Source organism: Propionicicella superfundia DSM 22317 (assembly GCF_000423465.1).
Classification (GTDB): Bacteria; Actinomycetota; Actinomycetes; order Propionibacteriales; family Propionibacteriaceae; genus Propionicicella; species Propionicicella superfundia.
In genome coordinates, this window is sequence record NZ_AUIA01000012.1 from 75,462 (window position 1) to 91,992 (window position 16,531).

The following is a 16,531-nucleotide window of genomic DNA, read 5'->3' on the forward strand; positions in this document are numbered from 1 at the left end:
GAGGGCCCTTTCCCCGGCCGCGAACGCGTCGCCGACAGGGGGTCGCGTGGCCCAACCGTACGATGGACGGGTGATGAGAGCGCTGTCGCGGCCCTTCGGTCTGCTGGTGGCGACCCTCCTGTGCCTGAGCGCGAGCATCCTGACGGCGCCCGTCGCCCGGGCCGACGACCCGACCCTCACGGTTCAGCTCACCGGTGTCAGCGCGACCGGGAGCGAGCCGTCGAGCGAGGTCGTCCTGTCAGGAACGGTCACCAACACCGGCTCCGTTGCCGCGTACGGCGTGCAGGTCATCTTCTGGCGCTCCGCGGAACGCATCCGGGACGTCGCCACGCTCACCTCGGTCACGCACGGCGGCGAGGTGCCCGCGGGCTCGCGCCTCGTGACCCGGGAGGCCAACTTCACCAAGCTGGTCACCGACGCCACCTCGTTCGCTCCTGGGGCTGCCGCCGGGTTCACGATCCGCGCGACGCTGGCCGAGATCGGCGTGACCACGCTCGGCGCCCCCTACGTGGTCGGCGTGGACATCCGTGGCAACGCCGACGGGTCGAGCAGCTTCCAGACCCTGGCCCGGGTGCGGACCGTGGTCCCGGTCGCCGGCCCGGACACGTCGGCCACCGCCGCCCCCCTCGTGCTGTTCTCCAGCACCCCGTCGAACATCGCAGGCTCCCGGTTCGCCGACGACCACCTCGCGAGCGAGCTCGCCGCCGGCGGCCGACTGGACCGTCTCCTGAAGGCCGCCGAGGAGAAGCGGCTGAGCTGGGTCATCGACCCGTCCCTGTTCGCCGAGCTGACGACGATGTCGCAGGGGTACTCCGTCGTGAGCGGCGAGACCGCCGTGGACGGCTCCGGGGCGCAGGCCGCGAAGGACTGGCTCGCCCGATTCGCCGAACTGCCCGCCTCCCTGGGATACCGCACCCTCTACGCGCTGCCCGATGTCGGGACCGCCGCACGGCTGGACGACCCCGGCGTCCTGTCGCGGGCCCTGGCCGCCGCCGAGACCGAGGACGCCTCGATCGCCGCCCTGGGCCTCATCGTCCTCCCGTCCGATCTCGCCGCCGACGCGACGACCGTCTCCTCTCTCTCCGACACGGGGGCGACGGCGATCGCGACCCGGCTGCTGTCGACCGACGCGACCTGGGTGCAGGACGAGGTTCCGCTGCTGCGCGTGTCGGCGCCGGATCCGCCGACCGGCGTGAGCGCCGCCCTCGGCACCAGCCTGTACCTCGCCGGTGAGGCGATGCTGCTCAGCGAATCCGGGCATGTGCAGGTGCGGGTGGTGAGCTCCACCGCGGACGTCACGGCCCTCGACGCGTCACCCTCGTGGCTGCAGACCGGCCATGTCGGCGACGTGATCTCCCAGCTCCCGAGCACGGCCACGCCCACCTTCACGACCGGCACCTCCGTCTCGGGCCTGCCCGACACGACGATCGGTCAGCTCACCACGCTGTCGGGACGCATGGACGTCTTCGCGCAGCTCGCGCCGACCGCGCCCACCGCCACGGCACGGACGCAGCTCCTCGCCCGGGCGGCCAGTTCGGCCTGGGTCGGCAAGGAGGAGGACCGGGCCCGGTGGCTGTCGAGCGCGACCGCCGAGTCGACGGCAGGACTGCAGGACGGCGCCGTCGTCCTGAGCGCGAGCAGTCGGTTCGTCATGTCGAGCAATGTGAACGAGTTCCCCATCACCGTCACCAACACCTTCTCCTATCCCGTGGTGGTCAAGGTTCGGCTGACGTCGTCCAACCCGCAGCGGTTGAAGGTCGGCGACTCCACGACGATCACCGTCGACCCCGAGGAGAGCCGGACGGTGAACATCCGGCCCGAGGCCACCGCCAACGGCATCGCGACGGTCACGGCGCAACTGTCGACCACCCAGAACACCCCCATCGGGACGTCCATCGACGTGATCGTCGAAGCCACCCAGTACGGCATCTGGGGCTGGATCCTCGTCGCCGTGTCCGGGCTGGTCCTGGTCGGCAGCACCGTCGCGTCGCTCAAGAAGTCCCGGGGTCGCACCCGGGCCGAGGAGGCAGCATGACAGTCGCCCAGGATTCTCCGAGCAGCGGCGGCAAGCTGCTCAAGGCGACGGCGGTCATGGCCTCCGGGACGCTCGTGTCCCGCATCCTGGGGTTCGCACGGGTGATGATGATCTCCTTCGTGCTCGGCAACGGAACGCGCCAGGCCGACATCTTCTCCATCGCGCAGACCGTCCCGAACAGCCTCTTCATGCTGTTCGCCGGCGGTGCCCTCAACACGGTGCTCGTGCCGCAGATCGTCCGCGCTGTGCGGCACGACTCCGACGGCGGGCAGAAGTTCGTGAGCCGGCTGATGACCGCGTTCCTCCTGCTCCTGGCGGGCATCACGGTCATCATGACGCTCCTCACCCCCTGGGTGATGAGCCTGTACACGCACTCCGACTGGCGGACGCCGGCGCTCGCGCCGCACTGGGAGTCGCTCGTCCTCCTGGCCTACCTGACCATGCCGCAGATCTTCTTCTACGGCGCCTTCTTCCTCGTCGGCCAGGTGCTCAACGCGCGCGAGAAGTTCGGTCCGATGATGTGGGCGCCCGCGGCCAACAACGTCGTCTCGATCATCGTCTTCGCGCTCTACGCCGTGCTGTGGGGAGGAGCCGGGGCTCATGCCGAGCCGTTCTCCCAGACGCAGACGCTGTACCTCGGCATCGGCGCGACCGGCGGCATCATCGTCCAGACCCTCCTGCTGGTGCCGTTCATGTCCCGGCTCGGGTTCCGGTTCCGACTCCGCTTCGACTTCAAGGGATCCGGCCTGGGGCACACGTTCAACCTGGCCAAGTGGACCCTGCTGTACGTCGGCGTCAATCAACTCGCGCTGATGGTCGTCGATCGCCTCGCGACCCAGGCGACGGTCGGCGGGCAGGGCGCCGGGGTGACCGCGTACCTCAACGCCTATCTGGTGTGGATCCTGCCGCACTCGCTCATCACGGTGTCCCTCGCGACGGCGATGCTGCCGTCGGCGTCTCGGCTGGCCGCGAGCGGGAACCTGGACGGCGTGGCCACGGAGACGATGCGCACGATGCGGCTGTCCGCGACGTTCCTGCTGCCGTCCGCCATCGGGTTCGTCGCGCTCGGCCTGCCGTTCGCCCAGGTCGCGTTCGGACACGGCACAGGCTCCGCCGACGCGGGCTTCGTCGGGTGGACGCTGATGGCGTTCTCGCTCGGCCTTGTCCCGTTCACCCTCCAGTACGTCTGTCTGCGGGCGTTCTACGCACTGGAGGACACCCGGGTCACGTTCTTCATCCAGTGCGTCATCGCGTCGGTGAACGCGGCCCTGGCCGTCCTGTTCGTCATGCCGTGGAACAACCCCGACACGGTCGCCCCACGGCTGGCGATCGCCTTCTCGATCGCCTACGGCGTCGGCTGGGTGGTCTCGTTCCTCGTCCTCCGAACACGTCTGCCGGGGCTGCACGCGCGTGAGCTGCTCCGTCATCTCGCCCGGCTGCTCGTCGCCTCGCTGCCCGCCGGCGTCCTCGCCTGGCTGGTGGCGTGGGCGATCTCGCTGTGGTCGGATCGGCTCCTGGCGCAACTGCTCGGGCTGGCGCTCGGGGCGGCCGTCGCCATCGTGACGTTCCTGGCCCTCGCGCGGAAGCTGCGCATCGACGAGGTGCAGCAGACCCTGTCCCTGCTGCGCCGCCGTTCGGCTCCCGCCGCGGAGACGGCCGACTCCGCCGCCGCGGCCGCTGACCAGGACGCCGACACGGGCGAGCCCGCTCCCCCCGTGGCACCGCCGGCCGAGGAGGTGGCCACGCTCGCACCGCTGCTCGCCCGCGACGAGACGCCCGGCGCGATCCAGACCTACCCCGACGTCGTCGACGAGCACGATCCCGCCACCGCGGTCGTCGCGTCGTCCGGCGCCGCGAAGGTCGAGGCCGGAGACGTGATCGCCGACCGCTTCCGCCTCGACGAGCTGCTCGCCTGCCGCGTGGACGTCCTCACCTGGCGCGGGTTCGATCTGACGCTGTCGCGACCGGTGCTGATGCACGTCCTGCCCCCCGAGGATCCCCGCGCTGACGCCATCCTCGCCGCGGCCCGTTCGTCGGCGTCGATCACCGACGCCCGGTTCCTGCGGGTGCTGGATGCCGCACGCACCGACGCGGCCGCCTACAGCGCCTACATCGTCTGCGAGTACGCGGCGGGAAGCTCCCTGAAGCGAGTGCTCGCCGCAGGGCCGCTGTCGAGTCTCGAGTCGGCCTGCGTGGTGCGCGAGCTCGCGGACGCGCTCACCTGGGTGCACGCGCTGCGGCTGTACCACCGCCAGCTCAATCCCGACACCGTCATCGTCACGACCTCGGGGAACATCAAGATCGTCGGCTTCCTCATCGAGGACGCCCTGGCCGAGACGCCCGGAGACGAACCCGACGGCCAGCGCGCCGATCTGCGTTCCCTCGGACGCCTGCTGTACGCGACCCTCGTGTCGCTGTACCCCGGCGGCCCCGCGTTCGGCATGCCTGCGGCACCTCTGCGCGCCGACCGGGTGCTCCCGCCGCGCCAGGTCGTGCCCGGGATCCCGGCGGCGCTCGACACCCTGTGCGACCAGTTGCTCAACCCCCAGCCCGGCAACGAGCCGGTTCCCGACTCGGCCTTGGCGGTGACGGTCGCCCTCAACCGGATCCTCGGCACGGCCGACGCGACCAGCGACCTCGAGCGGCGGGTGAAGGCGCCCGTCCGTCCGCTGTTCGAGGCGTCGGGCCGCGCGGCGAGTTCGGCGTCGGCCGCGAGTGGACCCGAGGACGAGGCGGTCGAGCCGGTGTCCGTTCCCGCCGACCCGGCGACGGTCGGGCCGGAGCCCGGCGAGGAGAGCGAGGACTACACGACCGCCACCGTCGAGCTGACGTCGTCCATGTTCGCCGACACCGGCGTGCTGTTCACGCCCGTGCCGCCGCCCGCGCACTACTCGTCGCCGGCCACGGCGCTGCAGCCCGCCGTGGAGCCGGACGCCACCGCGGAGGGAACGCCCGGTTCCGGCGCCGGCAGCAGATACCACGTCCCGCCCCGCGAACCGCAGCGGCGGCGCTACTGGCTGATCGCCCTCTGCGCGTTCGTCGCGCTCGTGCTCATCGGAAGCCTCGCGGTGCTCGCCATCACCCAGGCGGGACGCTCCGACCGGGCCGACACGCAGCCGACCACCGCGGCCACGACCGCTCAGCCCTTCACGATCACCCGGGCGCTGGACTTCGACCCGCAGGCCGACGGCGGCTCGGGGGACGAGAACACCGCCGACGCAGGCCTGGCGGTGGACGGCGATCCCGCGACGCAGTGGCGTACGGAGCTCTACCGCGGCCGGCCCCAGCTCGGCGGGCTCAAGCCGGGAGTCGGCCTGGTCGTCGACCTCGGCTCGGCTCAACCGGTGTCCAGCGTCACGGTGACCTTCACCGGGCAGGGAACGACTGCCGACATCAAGGTGCCGATCACGGCGACGACGAGCGACAGCCCGCCGCGGCAGTCGCGCAGCCAGTGGCGGACCGTCGCCACGAAGTCCGGCGCGAAGGGGGCGACCACCTTCGACCTGGCCACCCCCGAGACGACCCGCTATGTGCTCGTGTACCTCACGTCCCTGCCGGCCGACGGAGGCGGTTTCCGTGGCGGCATCTCCGAGATCGTGGTGAGATGACCCGGTGAGCACACCGTCGGAGAGGAGCGACGAGGATCTGCTGCGTGCGCACGTGGCGGGGGATCCCGCCGCCTTCGGCACCCTCGTCCGCCGCCACGAGAGTCAGCTCTGGGCGGTGGCGCTGCGCACGGTGCGCAACGGCGAGGATGCGTCCGACGTGCTCCAGGAGGCGATGGTGTCGGCGTTTCGCCGCGCGGCCGGGTTCCGCGGCGACGCTGCGGTCCTCACCTGGCTGCACCGCATCGTCATCAACGCGGGGCTCGACCGGCTCCGCCGGAACAAGGTCCGTCGCGCCGAGCCCCTGCCCGACGACCTCGACCGGACGACGCTCCTGACAGCGCCGTGCACGGCCGACGATGCGATCCTCCGGCACGAGCTGCGGGCCGACATCGTCGCGGCGCTGGGCAGGATCAACGCCGACCAGCGGGCCGCCATCGTCCTGGTCGACATGGACGGCTACAGCGTCGAGGAGGCCGCCCGCATCCTCGGCTGTGCGGTCGGGACGGTGAAGAGCCGGTGTTCACGGGGGAGGGCGAAGCTCGCCCCTCTCCTGGCCCACCTGAAGGAGTCGCGTGTCTGAGTCCCAGCCGCCGAGCGTCGAACCGCCGCCCGGCGGCGAGCCGAACCGCCTCGTCAACACGTTCGAATGGCAGCGGCGATGCGTGTTCGCCGGGATCGCGTTCGTCGTCCTCGCCGGCATCCTCGTGTATCAGCAGACCTATGGCTGGCTGCAGGCGGTGCTCGTCCTCGCCCTCGTCCTGGGAGGTTACTGTGCGTGGTCCTGGTGGCGTGGGCAGCACTGGGCCGAGTTCACAGGCGACCGGCTGCGCATCGGCAACGGGACGCGAACCCAGGAGATCCGCGGCGCCGACGTGACGGCCGTGAAGTACATCATGAATCGGCACAGCCCTGACTTCGCCCTTGTGACAAGCGACAAGAAGCGCCACACGGTGCGGACGTCCCGCCTGGCGAAGGGACACTCGTCCCTGTTCCGCTGGCTGCTTGCTCACGCCCCGCAGGCCTCGTTCGACAAGGGGTCGGTCCGCACCCGAGAGCTGCTGGAGACACGCGGTTTGTTACCGTAGGAGAGGAACCGCGGGCCGTCGAGGTCCGTCGAACCGCCGCAGGCGACGAGTCCGAGAGGAGGACGCCCATGACGGAGCACGTCACGTCGGAGCAGATCGCCGACGCGCATGCCGGGCTTCTGGCCGCGCCGGAATCGCGACTCGTCACCGCTCACCTCGCGTCCTGTGCCGAATGCGCCGCGTCCGGTGACCAGGTCGCCTCCGTCTCCCGCATCCTGGCCGGTGCGCCGGCCGAGATCATCCCGCCCGAGGCATCGGCCGCTCTGCAGGCCGCGATCGCTGCCGAGGCCGCCCGGCGAGCGGCGGCCGCGCAGCAGCAGGAGGAGGAGCCCGCGCGCAGCGCCGATCCCCTCCTCCGCAGAAGCTGCACCCCGAGCCGGTAGCCGCCGATCCGCCGCCGCCCCGCCGGCAGCGATGTGGCCGCCATCAGGTCGTAGGCACGGCACACGGCCCCGGCCATGGAAGGCCGGGGCCGTGTGTGGTGACTGTCGTCAGGCCCTGTCGGACTCAGCGCACGTCGTCGTCGACCCACTCGAAGGTCTTCGTGACGGCCTTCTTCCACAGGCGGTACTGGCGATCGCGCTCGGCGGCCTCCAGCTTCGGCGCGAACCGGCTGTCCTCGGCCCAGTTGTCGATGACGTCCTGCTCGCCGTTCCAGAAGCCGACGGCGATGCCCGCGGCGTAGGCCGCGCCGAGCGCCGTGGTCTCGGCGACCACCGGACGCACGACCGGGACGTCCAGGATGTCGGCCTGGAACTGCATCAGGGTCTCGTTGGCGATCATGCCGCCGTCGACCTTGAGCTCGGTCAACTGCACACCGGAGTCGGCGTTCATCGCGTCGAGGACCTCACGGGTCTGGAACGCGGTCGCCTCGAGGACGGCGCGCGCCAGGTGGCCCTTGTTGGCGTACCGGGTGAGGCCGACGATCGCACCCCGGGCGTCCGAACGCCAGTACGGCGCGAACAGGCCGGAGAACGCGGGCACGAAGTACACGCCGCCGTTGTCGTCGACGCCCTGGGCGAGGGACTCGATCTCGGGCGCGGTGGTGATGATGCCGAGCTGGTCGCGCATCCACTGCACGAGCGAGCCGGTCACCGCGATGGAGCCCTCGAGCGCGTACACGGCCGGCTGGTCGCCGATCTTGTAGCACAGGGTGGTCAGCAGACCGTTCTTCGACGGGACGGCCTCGGTGCCGGTGTTCATGAGCATGAAGTTGCCGGTGCCGTAGGTGTTCTTCGCGTGGCCGACCTCGAAGCAGGCCTGGCCGAACGTCGCCGCCTGCTGGTCGCCCAGGTCGCCGGCGACCGGGATGCCGGCCAGCGAGCCTTCCTTGACCGTGCCGTAGACCTCGGAGGAGGAGCGGATCTCCGGGAGCATCGACAGCGGGATGCCCATGTCGGCGGCGATGCCGGCGTCCCAGCTCAGCGTCTCGAGATCCATGAGCATGGTCCGCGAGGCGTTGGTGACGTCGGTCACGTGGACGCCGCCGTTCACGCCACCGGTGAGGTTCCAGATCACCCAGGTGTCGATGTTGCCGAACACGAGGTTGCCCGCCTCGGCCGCCGCACGCGCGCCGTCGACGTTCTCGAGGATCCACTTCACCTTGGGCCCGGAGAAGTAGGTCGCCAGCGGCAGACCGACCTTGGCCTTGTACTTGTCCTGGTTGCCGCCACCCAGCTCGTCGACGATCTTGTCGGTGCGGGTGTCCTGCCACACGATGGCGTTGTAGACGGGCTTGCCGGTGGTCTTGTCCCAGACGACGGCGGTCTCGCGCTGGTTCGTGATGCCGACGGCGACGACGTCGGACGCTGCCACGCCCGACTCCCGCAACGCCAGCTCCACGACCTCCTGGGCACGGTGCCAGATCTCGAGCGGGTCGTGCTCGACCCAGCCCGCCCGGGGAAGGATCTGCTCGTGTTCTTTCTGGCCGGATCCGACGGACCGTCCGGAATGGTTGAAAACGATGGCCCGGGTGCTCGTGGTCCCCTGGTCAATAGCGATCACATACTTCTCGCTCATGCTGCTCCCACGTCCTTGTAGTTGACAGGCTCAATCTGCCCTGATGGAACAAAGCCTCGCTCCAGGTCGTTCTAGAACGAGCGGTGACACTGCCACGTCACCGCTCTCCACCATAGCCGGTACCACCGGCTCCGGTCACCGCTCGGTCGAGGTCCCTCGCCCCGGTTACCGGGGGCGTGTCTCCGCACTCGGGAGGCACGGGGCGGTGCGAGACTTGGCACGAGCGAAAACGGAGGACACGTGAGCGGGATTTCCGACCTGGTCATCATCGGTTCCGGCCCGGCCGGGTACACGGCCGCCATCTACGCGGCACGCGCCGATCTCTCACCGATCGTCGTCGAAGGCGGGCTGACCAGCGGCGGAGCGCTGATGAACACCACCGAGGTCGAGAACTTCCCCGGTTTCCCCGAGGGGATCATGGGCCCCGATCTGATGATGAACATGCGTGCGCAGGCCGAGCGTTTCGGTGCACGACTCGTCTCGGAGGACGCCGTGAGCGTCGACCTCACCGGCGATGTGAAGGTTGTTACCACGGAGGAAGGTAAGGAGTTCCGGACCCGCGCTGTGGTGCTCGCGATGGGATCGGGCTACCGACGGCTCGGGCTGGAGAGCGAGGACCGCCTTTCCGGGCGAGGTGTCTCGTGGTGCGCGACGTGTGACGGCGCCTTCTTCCGCGACAAGCCGATCGCCGTGATCGGGGGCGGGGACTCCGCTCTCGAGGAGGCGACATTCCTCTCCCGGTTCGGGACGTCGGTCACCGTCGTTCACCGCCGCGATCAGCTCCGCGCGTCCAAGGTGATGATCGACCGGGCGACGCGCGACCCGAAGATCGATTTCCGCTGGAACTCGATCGTCTCGTCCGTCGACGGCGACGCGTCCGTCTCCGGACTGACGCTCACCGACACCGTGAGCGGCGAGACCTCCCACCTCCCCGTGTCGGGCGTCTTCGTGGCGATCGGGCACGAACCCCGGTCGGAGCTCGTGCGCGGCCAGGTCGAGTTGGACGCCGCCGGGTACGTGCTGACGGCACCCGGCTCCACCGCGACCGACGTCCCCGGGGTGTTCGCGTGCGGCGACCTCGTGGATCACACCTACCGGCAGGCGATCACGGCGGCCGGCACCGGGTGCCAGGCCGCGCTGGACGCCGAACGGTACCTCACCTCGCTGGCGTCCTGACGCCGCCCGCCCGGCCGGGCCGATCCGCGGATCTGTCGGCCGTGTTTGCCAGAATGGTCCCCTGACCGAGACCAACCGCCGAGAAGGGAGCCCCTCGATGGGCGCTGTACAAGATGTGACCGACGCCACCTTCGCCGACATCGTCCTGACCTCGTCGAAGCCTGTCCTCGTCGACTACTGGGCCGATTGGTGCGCGCCGTGCAAGCAGCTCTCGCCGATCATCGAGGAGCTCGCCGGCGAGTACGGAGACAAGATCACCTTCGCCAAGGTCGACACGAATGTGAACACCCAGACCGCGGCTCAGCAGGGCGTGCTCAGCCTGCCGACGATCCAGATCTTCGTGGGCGGGCAGGTCGTCAAGGCCTTCCAGGGCGGCAAGACGAAGGCCACGCTGCTGCGCGCGCTCGACGAGTACCTGTGACGCGTTCGACCCGTGCCGGGAGGGGCTGACCTCTCCCGGCTCCCGCTCACCGGCGACCCCCGCCGTTCCCTCCGTCGCACAGGCGCTGGGCCGGCGCAGGGGGCAGGTCGGGGCGCCGGATCGCCGTGACGACCCTGCCCCACAACCCCGGCCGCGCTCGGTGCCGCACCGTTCGGTCGAGGTCCAGGCGCAGCAGCGGCGTGACGGGATGCTCGGCCTCGATCTGGAATCCGCACCGCTGCAGGACGCGCACGCTCGGGCACAGGCAGGTCGGCCGGAAGCGTGCACCTCGCGCGTCGAGCACGAGATCGCCGGTCCGGACGAGCCGGGCCGCGATGCCGTCGATCAGCAGCCGGTGGACGTCGAGACCGTGGGCGTGCGAGTCGACCCACTGCGCCACGAGGATCGCGCTCGGCCTGTCGGTCTCGTCGTCCTGGCCCGGCGCGGTCTGCCACGCAGCGATGTCGGAGGCGTGCCACGAGGGGGCGATGAGGGCGTATCCGACGATGTCGTCATCGACGACCGCCAGCCCGCACGCGCCCCAGCGGGACTCGGCCGCCGTGGCCCAGCGCAGGTTCGCCTCGACGCGCGCGAGGCAGTCGGCCCGGCAGCGCGGCAGGCCCGCCACCTGTCCGTAGCCGATGCTGACAGTCCGCATGGACGCGCGCTCCTGCTGGAATTGGATGTCCCCGGCCTGCCCGCGGGACATGTCTACTCTAGACGGGTGCATCTACCAGATCCGCTGCACCGGGACACCGTCCTGGACACGTACGTCGACCATTACGCAGAGCGAACCCACGGGATGTCCGTATCCGCCGTCCGAGCTCTTTTCTCGGTCGCGAATCGGCCCGAGGTCGTTTCGCTGGCCGGCGGCATGCCCAACATCGCCGATCTGCCGCGGATCGAACTCGGTGCTGCCGTCGACCGGTTGATCCGGGAGAACGGAACCCAGGCCATGCAGTACGGCTCGGGCCAGGGCGAACTGGTGATGCGCGAGCGCATCTGCGACGTCATGGCGCTCGAAGGGATCCGTGCCAACCCCGACGACGTGGTCGTGACCTGCGGCTCCTCCCAGGGGCTCGACCTCGTGACCCGGCTGTTCTGCGATCCGGGCGACGTCGTCCTGGCCGAGGCCCCGACCTATGTCGGCGCGATCGGCACGTTCAACTCCTACCAGGCGGAGATCCACCACGTCGCGATGGACGACGACGGGTTGCGCCCCGACGACCTGCGCACCGCGATCCGGACGCTGCGCGCCGCCGGCAAGAAGGTGAAGTTCCTCTACACGGTCCCGAACTTCCAGAACCCGTCGGGGATCACCCAGTCCCTCGAGCGGCGCCGGGACCTGCTCGCCGTCGCCCGCGAGGAGGATCTGCTGATCGTCGAGGACAACCCGTACGGGCTGCTGCAGCTCGACGCCGACGAGCCGACGCCGGCGATCCGGTCCCTCGACGGCGACAACGTCATCTACCTCGGCAGCTTCTCCAAGACGTTCGCCCCGGGTTTCCGTGTGGGCTGGGTGCTCGCGCCCCACGCCGTCCGCGAGCGGCTCCTCATCGCGCAGGAGGCGGCGACCCTGTGTCCGCCGGTGTTCTCGCAGTTCGTCATCTCGCAGTACATGACGGACTTCGACTGGAAGGGCCAGATCGTCGCCTTCCGCGACATGTACCGCGCTCGCCGCGACGCCATGCTCACCGGGCTCGCCGAGCACATGCCGGCGGGGACGTCCTGGACGCATCCCCGCGGCGGGTTCTTCGTGTGGGTCACCCTCCCCGAGGGCATCGACGCGTATGCCCTGCTGCCGCGCGCCGTGACCGCCAAGGTGGCGTATGTGCCCGGCACGGCGTTCTTCACCGACGGCCTCGGTTCCCGCAACATGCGGCTGTCGTTCTGCTTCCCCACCGCCGAGAGGATTCTCGAAGGCACCCGGCGGCTCGGCGAGGTACTGCACAATGAGCTTGAGATCCACAAGACCTTCGGGCTCGGGGTCGACGTCCCGCGACACATCGACGCCACGGGCGCCCCGGCTCCGAACATCAGTTAGGGAAACGCGATGAGTGCTGCTGCCTCCGAATTCGACGGGACGATCGTCGTCCTCGCCGGCGGGCTGTCCCACGAGCGGGATGTCTCGCTACGCTCCGGACGGCGCGTGGCGCAGGCGTTGCGCGACCTCGGCTGCTCGGTGCTGGAGTCCGACGTCACGCCGGAGCTGTTCTGGATGCTGCAGACGGCGAGCGACCCGGTCGTCTTCCCCGTCGTCCACGGCGGGGTGGGCGAGGACGGCTCGCTGCGGCAGGTGCTGGAGCTGCTGGACGTCCCCACCGTGGGCGCGTCCGCGACGGCGGCCCGGCTCGCCTTCGACAAGTCGATCTGCACCCCGGTCGTCGCGACCGCCGGGGTCAGGGTGCCGCGGCAGGCGGCCCTGCCGCAGGAGATGTTCCAGGAGCTGGGTGCGCAGCCGCTCATCGCCCGGCTGGCCGAGGAGTTCGGCTTCCCCCTCGTGGTCAAGCCCGCTCGGGGCGGCTCGGCCCTGGGCTACTCGAAGGTCACCCAGGCCAGTGAGCTGCCGGCGGCGATCGTCGGCGCCTTCAGCTACAGCCCGGTGGTCGTCTTCGAGGAGTTCATCGACGGCGTCGAGGTGGCCGTCGGCGTCATCGACCGCGGCTCGGGGCCGGAGGCCCTGCCGGCCGTGGAGATCCGTCCGCGCTCCGGCGCCTACGACTACACCGCGCGCTACACGGCCGGGGAGACGCGGTTCATCGTCCCGGCCGAGATCGATGCGGACGTCGCGGCCGAGTGTGCCGAGATGGCCGTGTCGGCCCACGTCCGGCTGAACCTCGCCGAGCTGTCTCGGGCCGACATCATCGTCGGGCCCGACGGGCCGGTCTTCATCGAGACGAACGTCGCCCCGGGTCTGACGGAGACGTCCACCGTGCCGCTCGGGATCGAGGCGGCGGGGCTGGGTCTCGCGTCGCTGTGTCTCGACCTCGTGCGGGTGGCCAGGCAGCGGCATCTCAGCCGCCATGCGGGGTAGGCAGGCGCTCGTCCTCGCGGTCGGCGTCGCCGCCGCCGCCGTCATGAGCCTGCTCGGGCTGTGGCAGATGCGCGTCTTCATGGACCAGGGATCCGCCTCGGCCGAGGAGCGCGCGCACCTCGCACCGGTCGCGCTGAGCTCGGTGGTGGCTCCCGACAGCTCGGTGTCCGACGGGTACGGGCGGCCCGTGACCGCCACCGGCACGTACCTTCCGGATCAGCAGGTCGTCGCGCGGGACTCCGACGGCCGTGTCCGTCTCGTCGCGGCCCTGCGGCTCGCCGATGGTCGCGTGCTCCCCGTCGTGCTCGGCGTCCCGGGCGACGGGGGCGAGGTGCCGGTCCCGGAGGGCGACGCGTCGGTGACGGGCGTGTTCCTCGCCTCCGACAAGACCCCCGACCCGGCCCCGAGTCTGCAATCCGGCGAGGTGGCCGCCGTCCGCCTTCCCGTGCTCGCTCAGCGGTGGCCGCAGCAGCTCATGCCCGGCTATCTCACCCTCGGCTCCGACGACGCCGCCGCCCTCGGCCTGTCGGGTGCGTCGCTGGCGCTGCCGGAGGGGGAGGGTTCGATCCGCAACGAGGGGTATGCCGTGCAGTGGTGGGCCTTCGCCGCGTTCGCGATCGGGATCTCGCTCAAGATCGCCCGCGACATCGGAACGGGTTCCACCGGTGTCGGGCGCACCATGGGCGGTTCGTCGACACGCGCGTCCGCCGATTCCGCAGCGGTCCCCGCGCCGGCGTCGTCCTCCTCCTCCGGAGGCCGGGGCGAGCCCCTATAAGCCGTTGTCGAAGGCCGGTTTCCTCCGGGAGTGCTTGCCCCTCGCGTCGAAGGGTGCTTGAGTCGATGCATGAGCACGATGCGCGCCGTCGGGTATCGCGTGGCCCGTCCCGTCACCGACCCCGAGTCCCTGATCGATCTGACCCTCGCCCGTCCGGTTCCGGGCGCCACCGACATCCTCGTCGAGGTGAGAGCCGTCTCCGTCAACCCCGTCGACGCCAAACAACGCATCGGGTCGGGTGACTTCCCCGACGGGCGCGTGCTCGGGTACGACGCGGCGGGGGTCGTCGCCGAGGTGGGTCCCGCCGTGACCCGGTTCAAGCCGGGCGACGAGGTGTTCTACGCCGGCGATGTCTTCCGCAACGGCTCGAACGCCGAGTTCCAGGCCGTCGATGAACAGATCGTCGCGCTGAAGCCCGCGTCGCTGAGCTTCACCGAGGCCGCCGCGATCCCCCTGACCGCCGTCACCGCCTGGGAGGGCCTGTTCGACCGGCTCCAGGTCGGACGCGAGGAGCCGTCCCCGCTCCTGGTGCTGGGCGGCGCGGGCGGAGTCGCGTCGATGGTGATCCAGCTCGCGCGGCAGCTCACGCGGCTGGAGATCATCGCGACGGCCTCCCGACCCGAGTCCAGGGCCTGGGTGACCGAGCTCGGCGCACACCATGTCGTCGATCACACGATCCCGCTGGCCGATCAGGTGCTCGGGCTGGCTCCGGACGGCGTGCGGTATGTCTTCTCGGCCTACACGAAGGGCCTGGAGGATCAGCTCTTCCGGGCGATGGCCCCCGAATCGGATCTGGTCATGATCGACAGCGGTTTCGACGCGCAGGCGCTGAAGCAGAAGTCGATCGCCCTGCACTGGGAGTGGATGTTCACCAGGCCCGTGTACCGGACGGCGTCTCGGATCAGGCAGCACGAGTTGCTCACGGAGGTGGCGCGCATGGTCGACGCGGGTGCGCTGCGGACCACGCTGGGAACCGTCCTGCACGGCCTGTCGGCCGATGTGCTCCGCGAGGGGCACCGGTTGATCGAGACGGGACGCACCACGGGCAAGATCGTCGTCGAGTTCTGACCGGCGTCCTCAGGCAGTCGCTCCCGCCGCTCCCTCGACGCCGGAGCCGCCCCCCGGGGAGGCCGCCTCATGGGCGGCGATGCGTGCCCGGACGTCCTTGGTCGCGTAGTGCTCCGCGACGAACGTGACGAACGGGATGGTCCCGGCGAGCATGATCCACAGCATCCGCGACCAGGGCCAGTCGACGCGGCGGCCCAGGTCGTACGCGGCGAGCAGCAGCACCATGTAGAGGAACCCGTGCGGCATCCCGGTGGCGGTGACGACGATGCCGTTCCCGCCCAGGTACTTCAGCGGCATGCCGACGAGGATGAGCACGACGAGGAGGACGCCCACGATGTACGCCATGATCCGATAGCGCAGCAGCGCGCCTCTCACTGCCTTCACGTCCATGGATTCCTCCATCCGGGTCGGATTATCCGTTTATCGATAAAGAGATTGATCGCTTTCGATGATGGTGAGGATTCGGCGCAGGTCTTCGTCGTCGGCGAACTCGATCACGATCCGGCCCTTGTTCTTGCCGACCTCCACCTTCACGCGCGAGTCGAAGCGCTCGGACAGCCCGTCGGCGATCTCCCGCGCGCGCGGGTCGGGTTCGCGTGCCGGGCGCGGCCGGCGGGGAGTCTTCGCGTGGGCGGACAGCGCCACGAGCTCCTCCGCGGCGCGGACGGTCAGGTTCTCGGCCACGATCCGGGCCGCCAATCGCTCCTGCGCCTCGTGGTCGTCCAATCCGAGCAGCGCTCGCGCGTGGCCCGCGCTGAGGACCCCGGCCGCGACACGGCGCTGGACACCGGGGGCCAGGCGGAGGAGCCGGATCGTGTTCGAGATCTGAGGTCGGCTCCTCTTGATGCGCGCAGAGAGCTCCTCCTGCGTGCAGTCGAAGTCCTGAAGAAGCTGCTCGTAGGCCGCGGCCTCCTCCAACGGGTTGAGCTGGGCTCGATGCAGATTCTCCAGCAAGGCGTCCCGGAGCATGTCGGCGTCCTCGGTACGCCGCACGATCGCCGGGATGCTGCGCCACCCGGCCTCCGTCGCCGCCCGGAGCCGGCGCTCACCCATCACGAGTTCGTACCCGTCCGGCTTCCGCGGCCGGACCACGATCGGCTGGAGCAGCCCGAGCTCCTGGAGCGACGCGCTCAGCTCGGCCAGCTCGTCCTCGTCGAACTCCCGACGCGGCTGACGCGGGTTCGGCACGATGTCGGCAATGGGGATCGTCTCGTATCTGGGGGAGTCCGCGGCCGGCTCGGAGATCTCCGTCGACGCGAGCAGGTCTCCCAGCCCTCGCCCGAGTCCGGTGCGTTGCGTTCGGCTCATGT

The 16,531-nt window shown here is 70.3% G+C and carries 15 protein-coding genes; 11 read left to right on the forward strand and 4 right to left on the reverse strand.

The window, feature by feature from the left end; translation table 11 throughout:
- The first annotated feature begins 73 nt into the window (after positions 1–73).
- The 5 genes from G555_RS0101265 (at position 74) to G555_RS0101285 (ending at position 7,111) form a co-directional block, all read left to right on the forward strand.
- A complete protein-coding gene (locus G555_RS0101265) occupies positions 74–2,035 on the forward strand; it encodes a DUF6049 family protein (RefSeq protein ID WP_028707475.1) in 1,962 nt (653 codons plus the stop codon).
- Positions 2,032–5,643: a murein biosynthesis integral membrane protein MurJ gene (murJ, locus tag G555_RS20945; RefSeq protein ID WP_051208159.1), complete on the forward strand. Its 3,612-nt coding sequence runs from the start codon at positions 2,032–2,034 to the stop codon at positions 5,641–5,643. Before G555_RS0101265 ends, murJ begins: the two co-directional genes overlap by 4 nt.
- Positions 5,644–5,647: 4 nt before the next feature.
- Positions 5,648–6,223, forward strand: a complete 576-nt coding sequence (sigM, locus tag G555_RS0101275; protein WP_028707476.1) for an RNA polymerase sigma factor SigM — start codon at positions 5,648–5,650, stop codon at positions 6,221–6,223.
- On the forward strand, positions 6,216–6,728 hold the full coding sequence (locus G555_RS0101280) for a hypothetical protein (protein WP_028707477.1): 513 nt from the start codon (positions 6,216–6,218) through the stop codon (positions 6,726–6,728). The genes sigM and G555_RS0101280 overlap by 8 nt, the downstream gene beginning before the upstream one ends.
- Positions 6,729–6,796: 68 nt before the next feature.
- The gene (locus tag G555_RS0101285; protein ID WP_028707478.1) at positions 6,797–7,111 is read left to right on the forward strand and encodes a hypothetical protein; all 315 of its coding nucleotides are present in this window, start codon (positions 6,797–6,799) and stop codon (positions 7,109–7,111) included.
- Positions 7,112–7,235: 124 nt separating this feature from the next.
- Here G555_RS0101285 and glpK read toward each other — a convergent pair whose 3' ends face one another.
- Positions 7,236–8,747 (reverse strand): glycerol kinase GlpK, encoded by a 1,512-nt coding sequence (glpK, locus tag G555_RS0101290; RefSeq protein WP_028707479.1) that lies wholly within the window; start codon positions 8,745–8,747, stop codon positions 7,236–7,238.
- Positions 8,748–8,987: 240 nt separating this feature from the next.
- On the opposite strand from glpK, the gene trxB reads away from it, so the two are divergent.
- Together trxB and trxA are read left to right on the forward strand one after the other, a co-directional pair.
- Positions 8,988–9,923, forward strand: coding sequence for a thioredoxin-disulfide reductase (gene trxB / locus G555_RS0101295; protein ID WP_028707480.1), 936 nt, complete (start codon positions 8,988–8,990; stop codon positions 9,921–9,923).
- A 97-nt stretch (positions 9,924–10,020) separates the two neighbouring features.
- The gene (trxA, locus tag G555_RS0101300; protein ID WP_028707481.1) at positions 10,021–10,344 is read left to right on the forward strand and encodes a thioredoxin; all 324 of its coding nucleotides are present in this window, start codon (positions 10,021–10,023) and stop codon (positions 10,342–10,344) included.
- A gap of 46 nt (positions 10,345–10,390) precedes the next feature.
- Here the strand turns inward: trxA and G555_RS0101305 are convergent, their stop codons facing one another.
- A complete protein-coding gene (locus tag G555_RS0101305) occupies positions 10,391–11,053 on the reverse strand; it encodes a hypothetical protein (protein WP_028707482.1) in 663 nt (220 codons plus the stop codon).
- Between the two features lie 15 nt (positions 11,054–11,068).
- On the opposite strand from G555_RS0101305, the gene G555_RS0101310 reads away from it, so the two are divergent.
- From G555_RS0101310 to G555_RS0101325, 4 genes are all read left to right on the forward strand, one after another.
- The gene (locus tag G555_RS0101310) at positions 11,069–12,388 is read left to right on the forward strand and encodes an aminotransferase-like domain-containing protein (protein WP_028707483.1); all 1,320 of its coding nucleotides are present in this window, start codon (positions 11,069–11,071) and stop codon (positions 12,386–12,388) included.
- A gap of 9 nt (positions 12,389–12,397) precedes the next feature.
- Positions 12,398–13,378 carry a D-alanine--D-alanine ligase family protein gene (locus G555_RS0101315; RefSeq protein ID WP_028707484.1) on the forward strand — a complete coding sequence of 327 codons (981 nt, stop codon included), beginning with the start codon at positions 12,398–12,400 and terminating at the stop codon, positions 13,376–13,378.
- Complete coding sequence (locus tag G555_RS17145; protein WP_051208161.1) at positions 13,368–14,153, forward strand: SURF1 family protein; 786 nt, start codon at positions 13,368–13,370, stop codon at positions 14,151–14,153. The genes G555_RS0101315 and G555_RS17145 overlap by 11 nt, the downstream gene beginning before the upstream one ends.
- Before the next feature lie 69 nt (positions 14,154–14,222).
- A complete protein-coding gene (locus G555_RS0101325) occupies positions 14,223–15,221 on the forward strand; it encodes a zinc-binding alcohol dehydrogenase family protein (RefSeq protein WP_211223126.1) in 999 nt (332 codons plus the stop codon).
- 9 nt (positions 15,222–15,230) lie between these two features.
- Here G555_RS0101325 and G555_RS17150 read toward each other — a convergent pair whose 3' ends face one another.
- Together G555_RS17150 and G555_RS17155 are read right to left on the reverse strand one after the other, a co-directional pair.
- Positions 15,231–15,611: a DUF3817 domain-containing protein gene (locus tag G555_RS17150; protein WP_245581155.1), complete on the reverse strand. Its 381-nt coding sequence runs from the start codon at positions 15,609–15,611 to the stop codon at positions 15,231–15,233.
- A gap of 30 nt (positions 15,612–15,641) precedes the next feature.
- On the reverse strand, positions 15,642–16,529 hold the full coding sequence (locus tag G555_RS17155) for a ParB/RepB/Spo0J family partition protein (RefSeq protein ID WP_036920587.1): 888 nt from the start codon (positions 16,527–16,529) through the stop codon (positions 15,642–15,644).
- Positions 16,530–16,531: the final 2 nt, after the last annotated feature.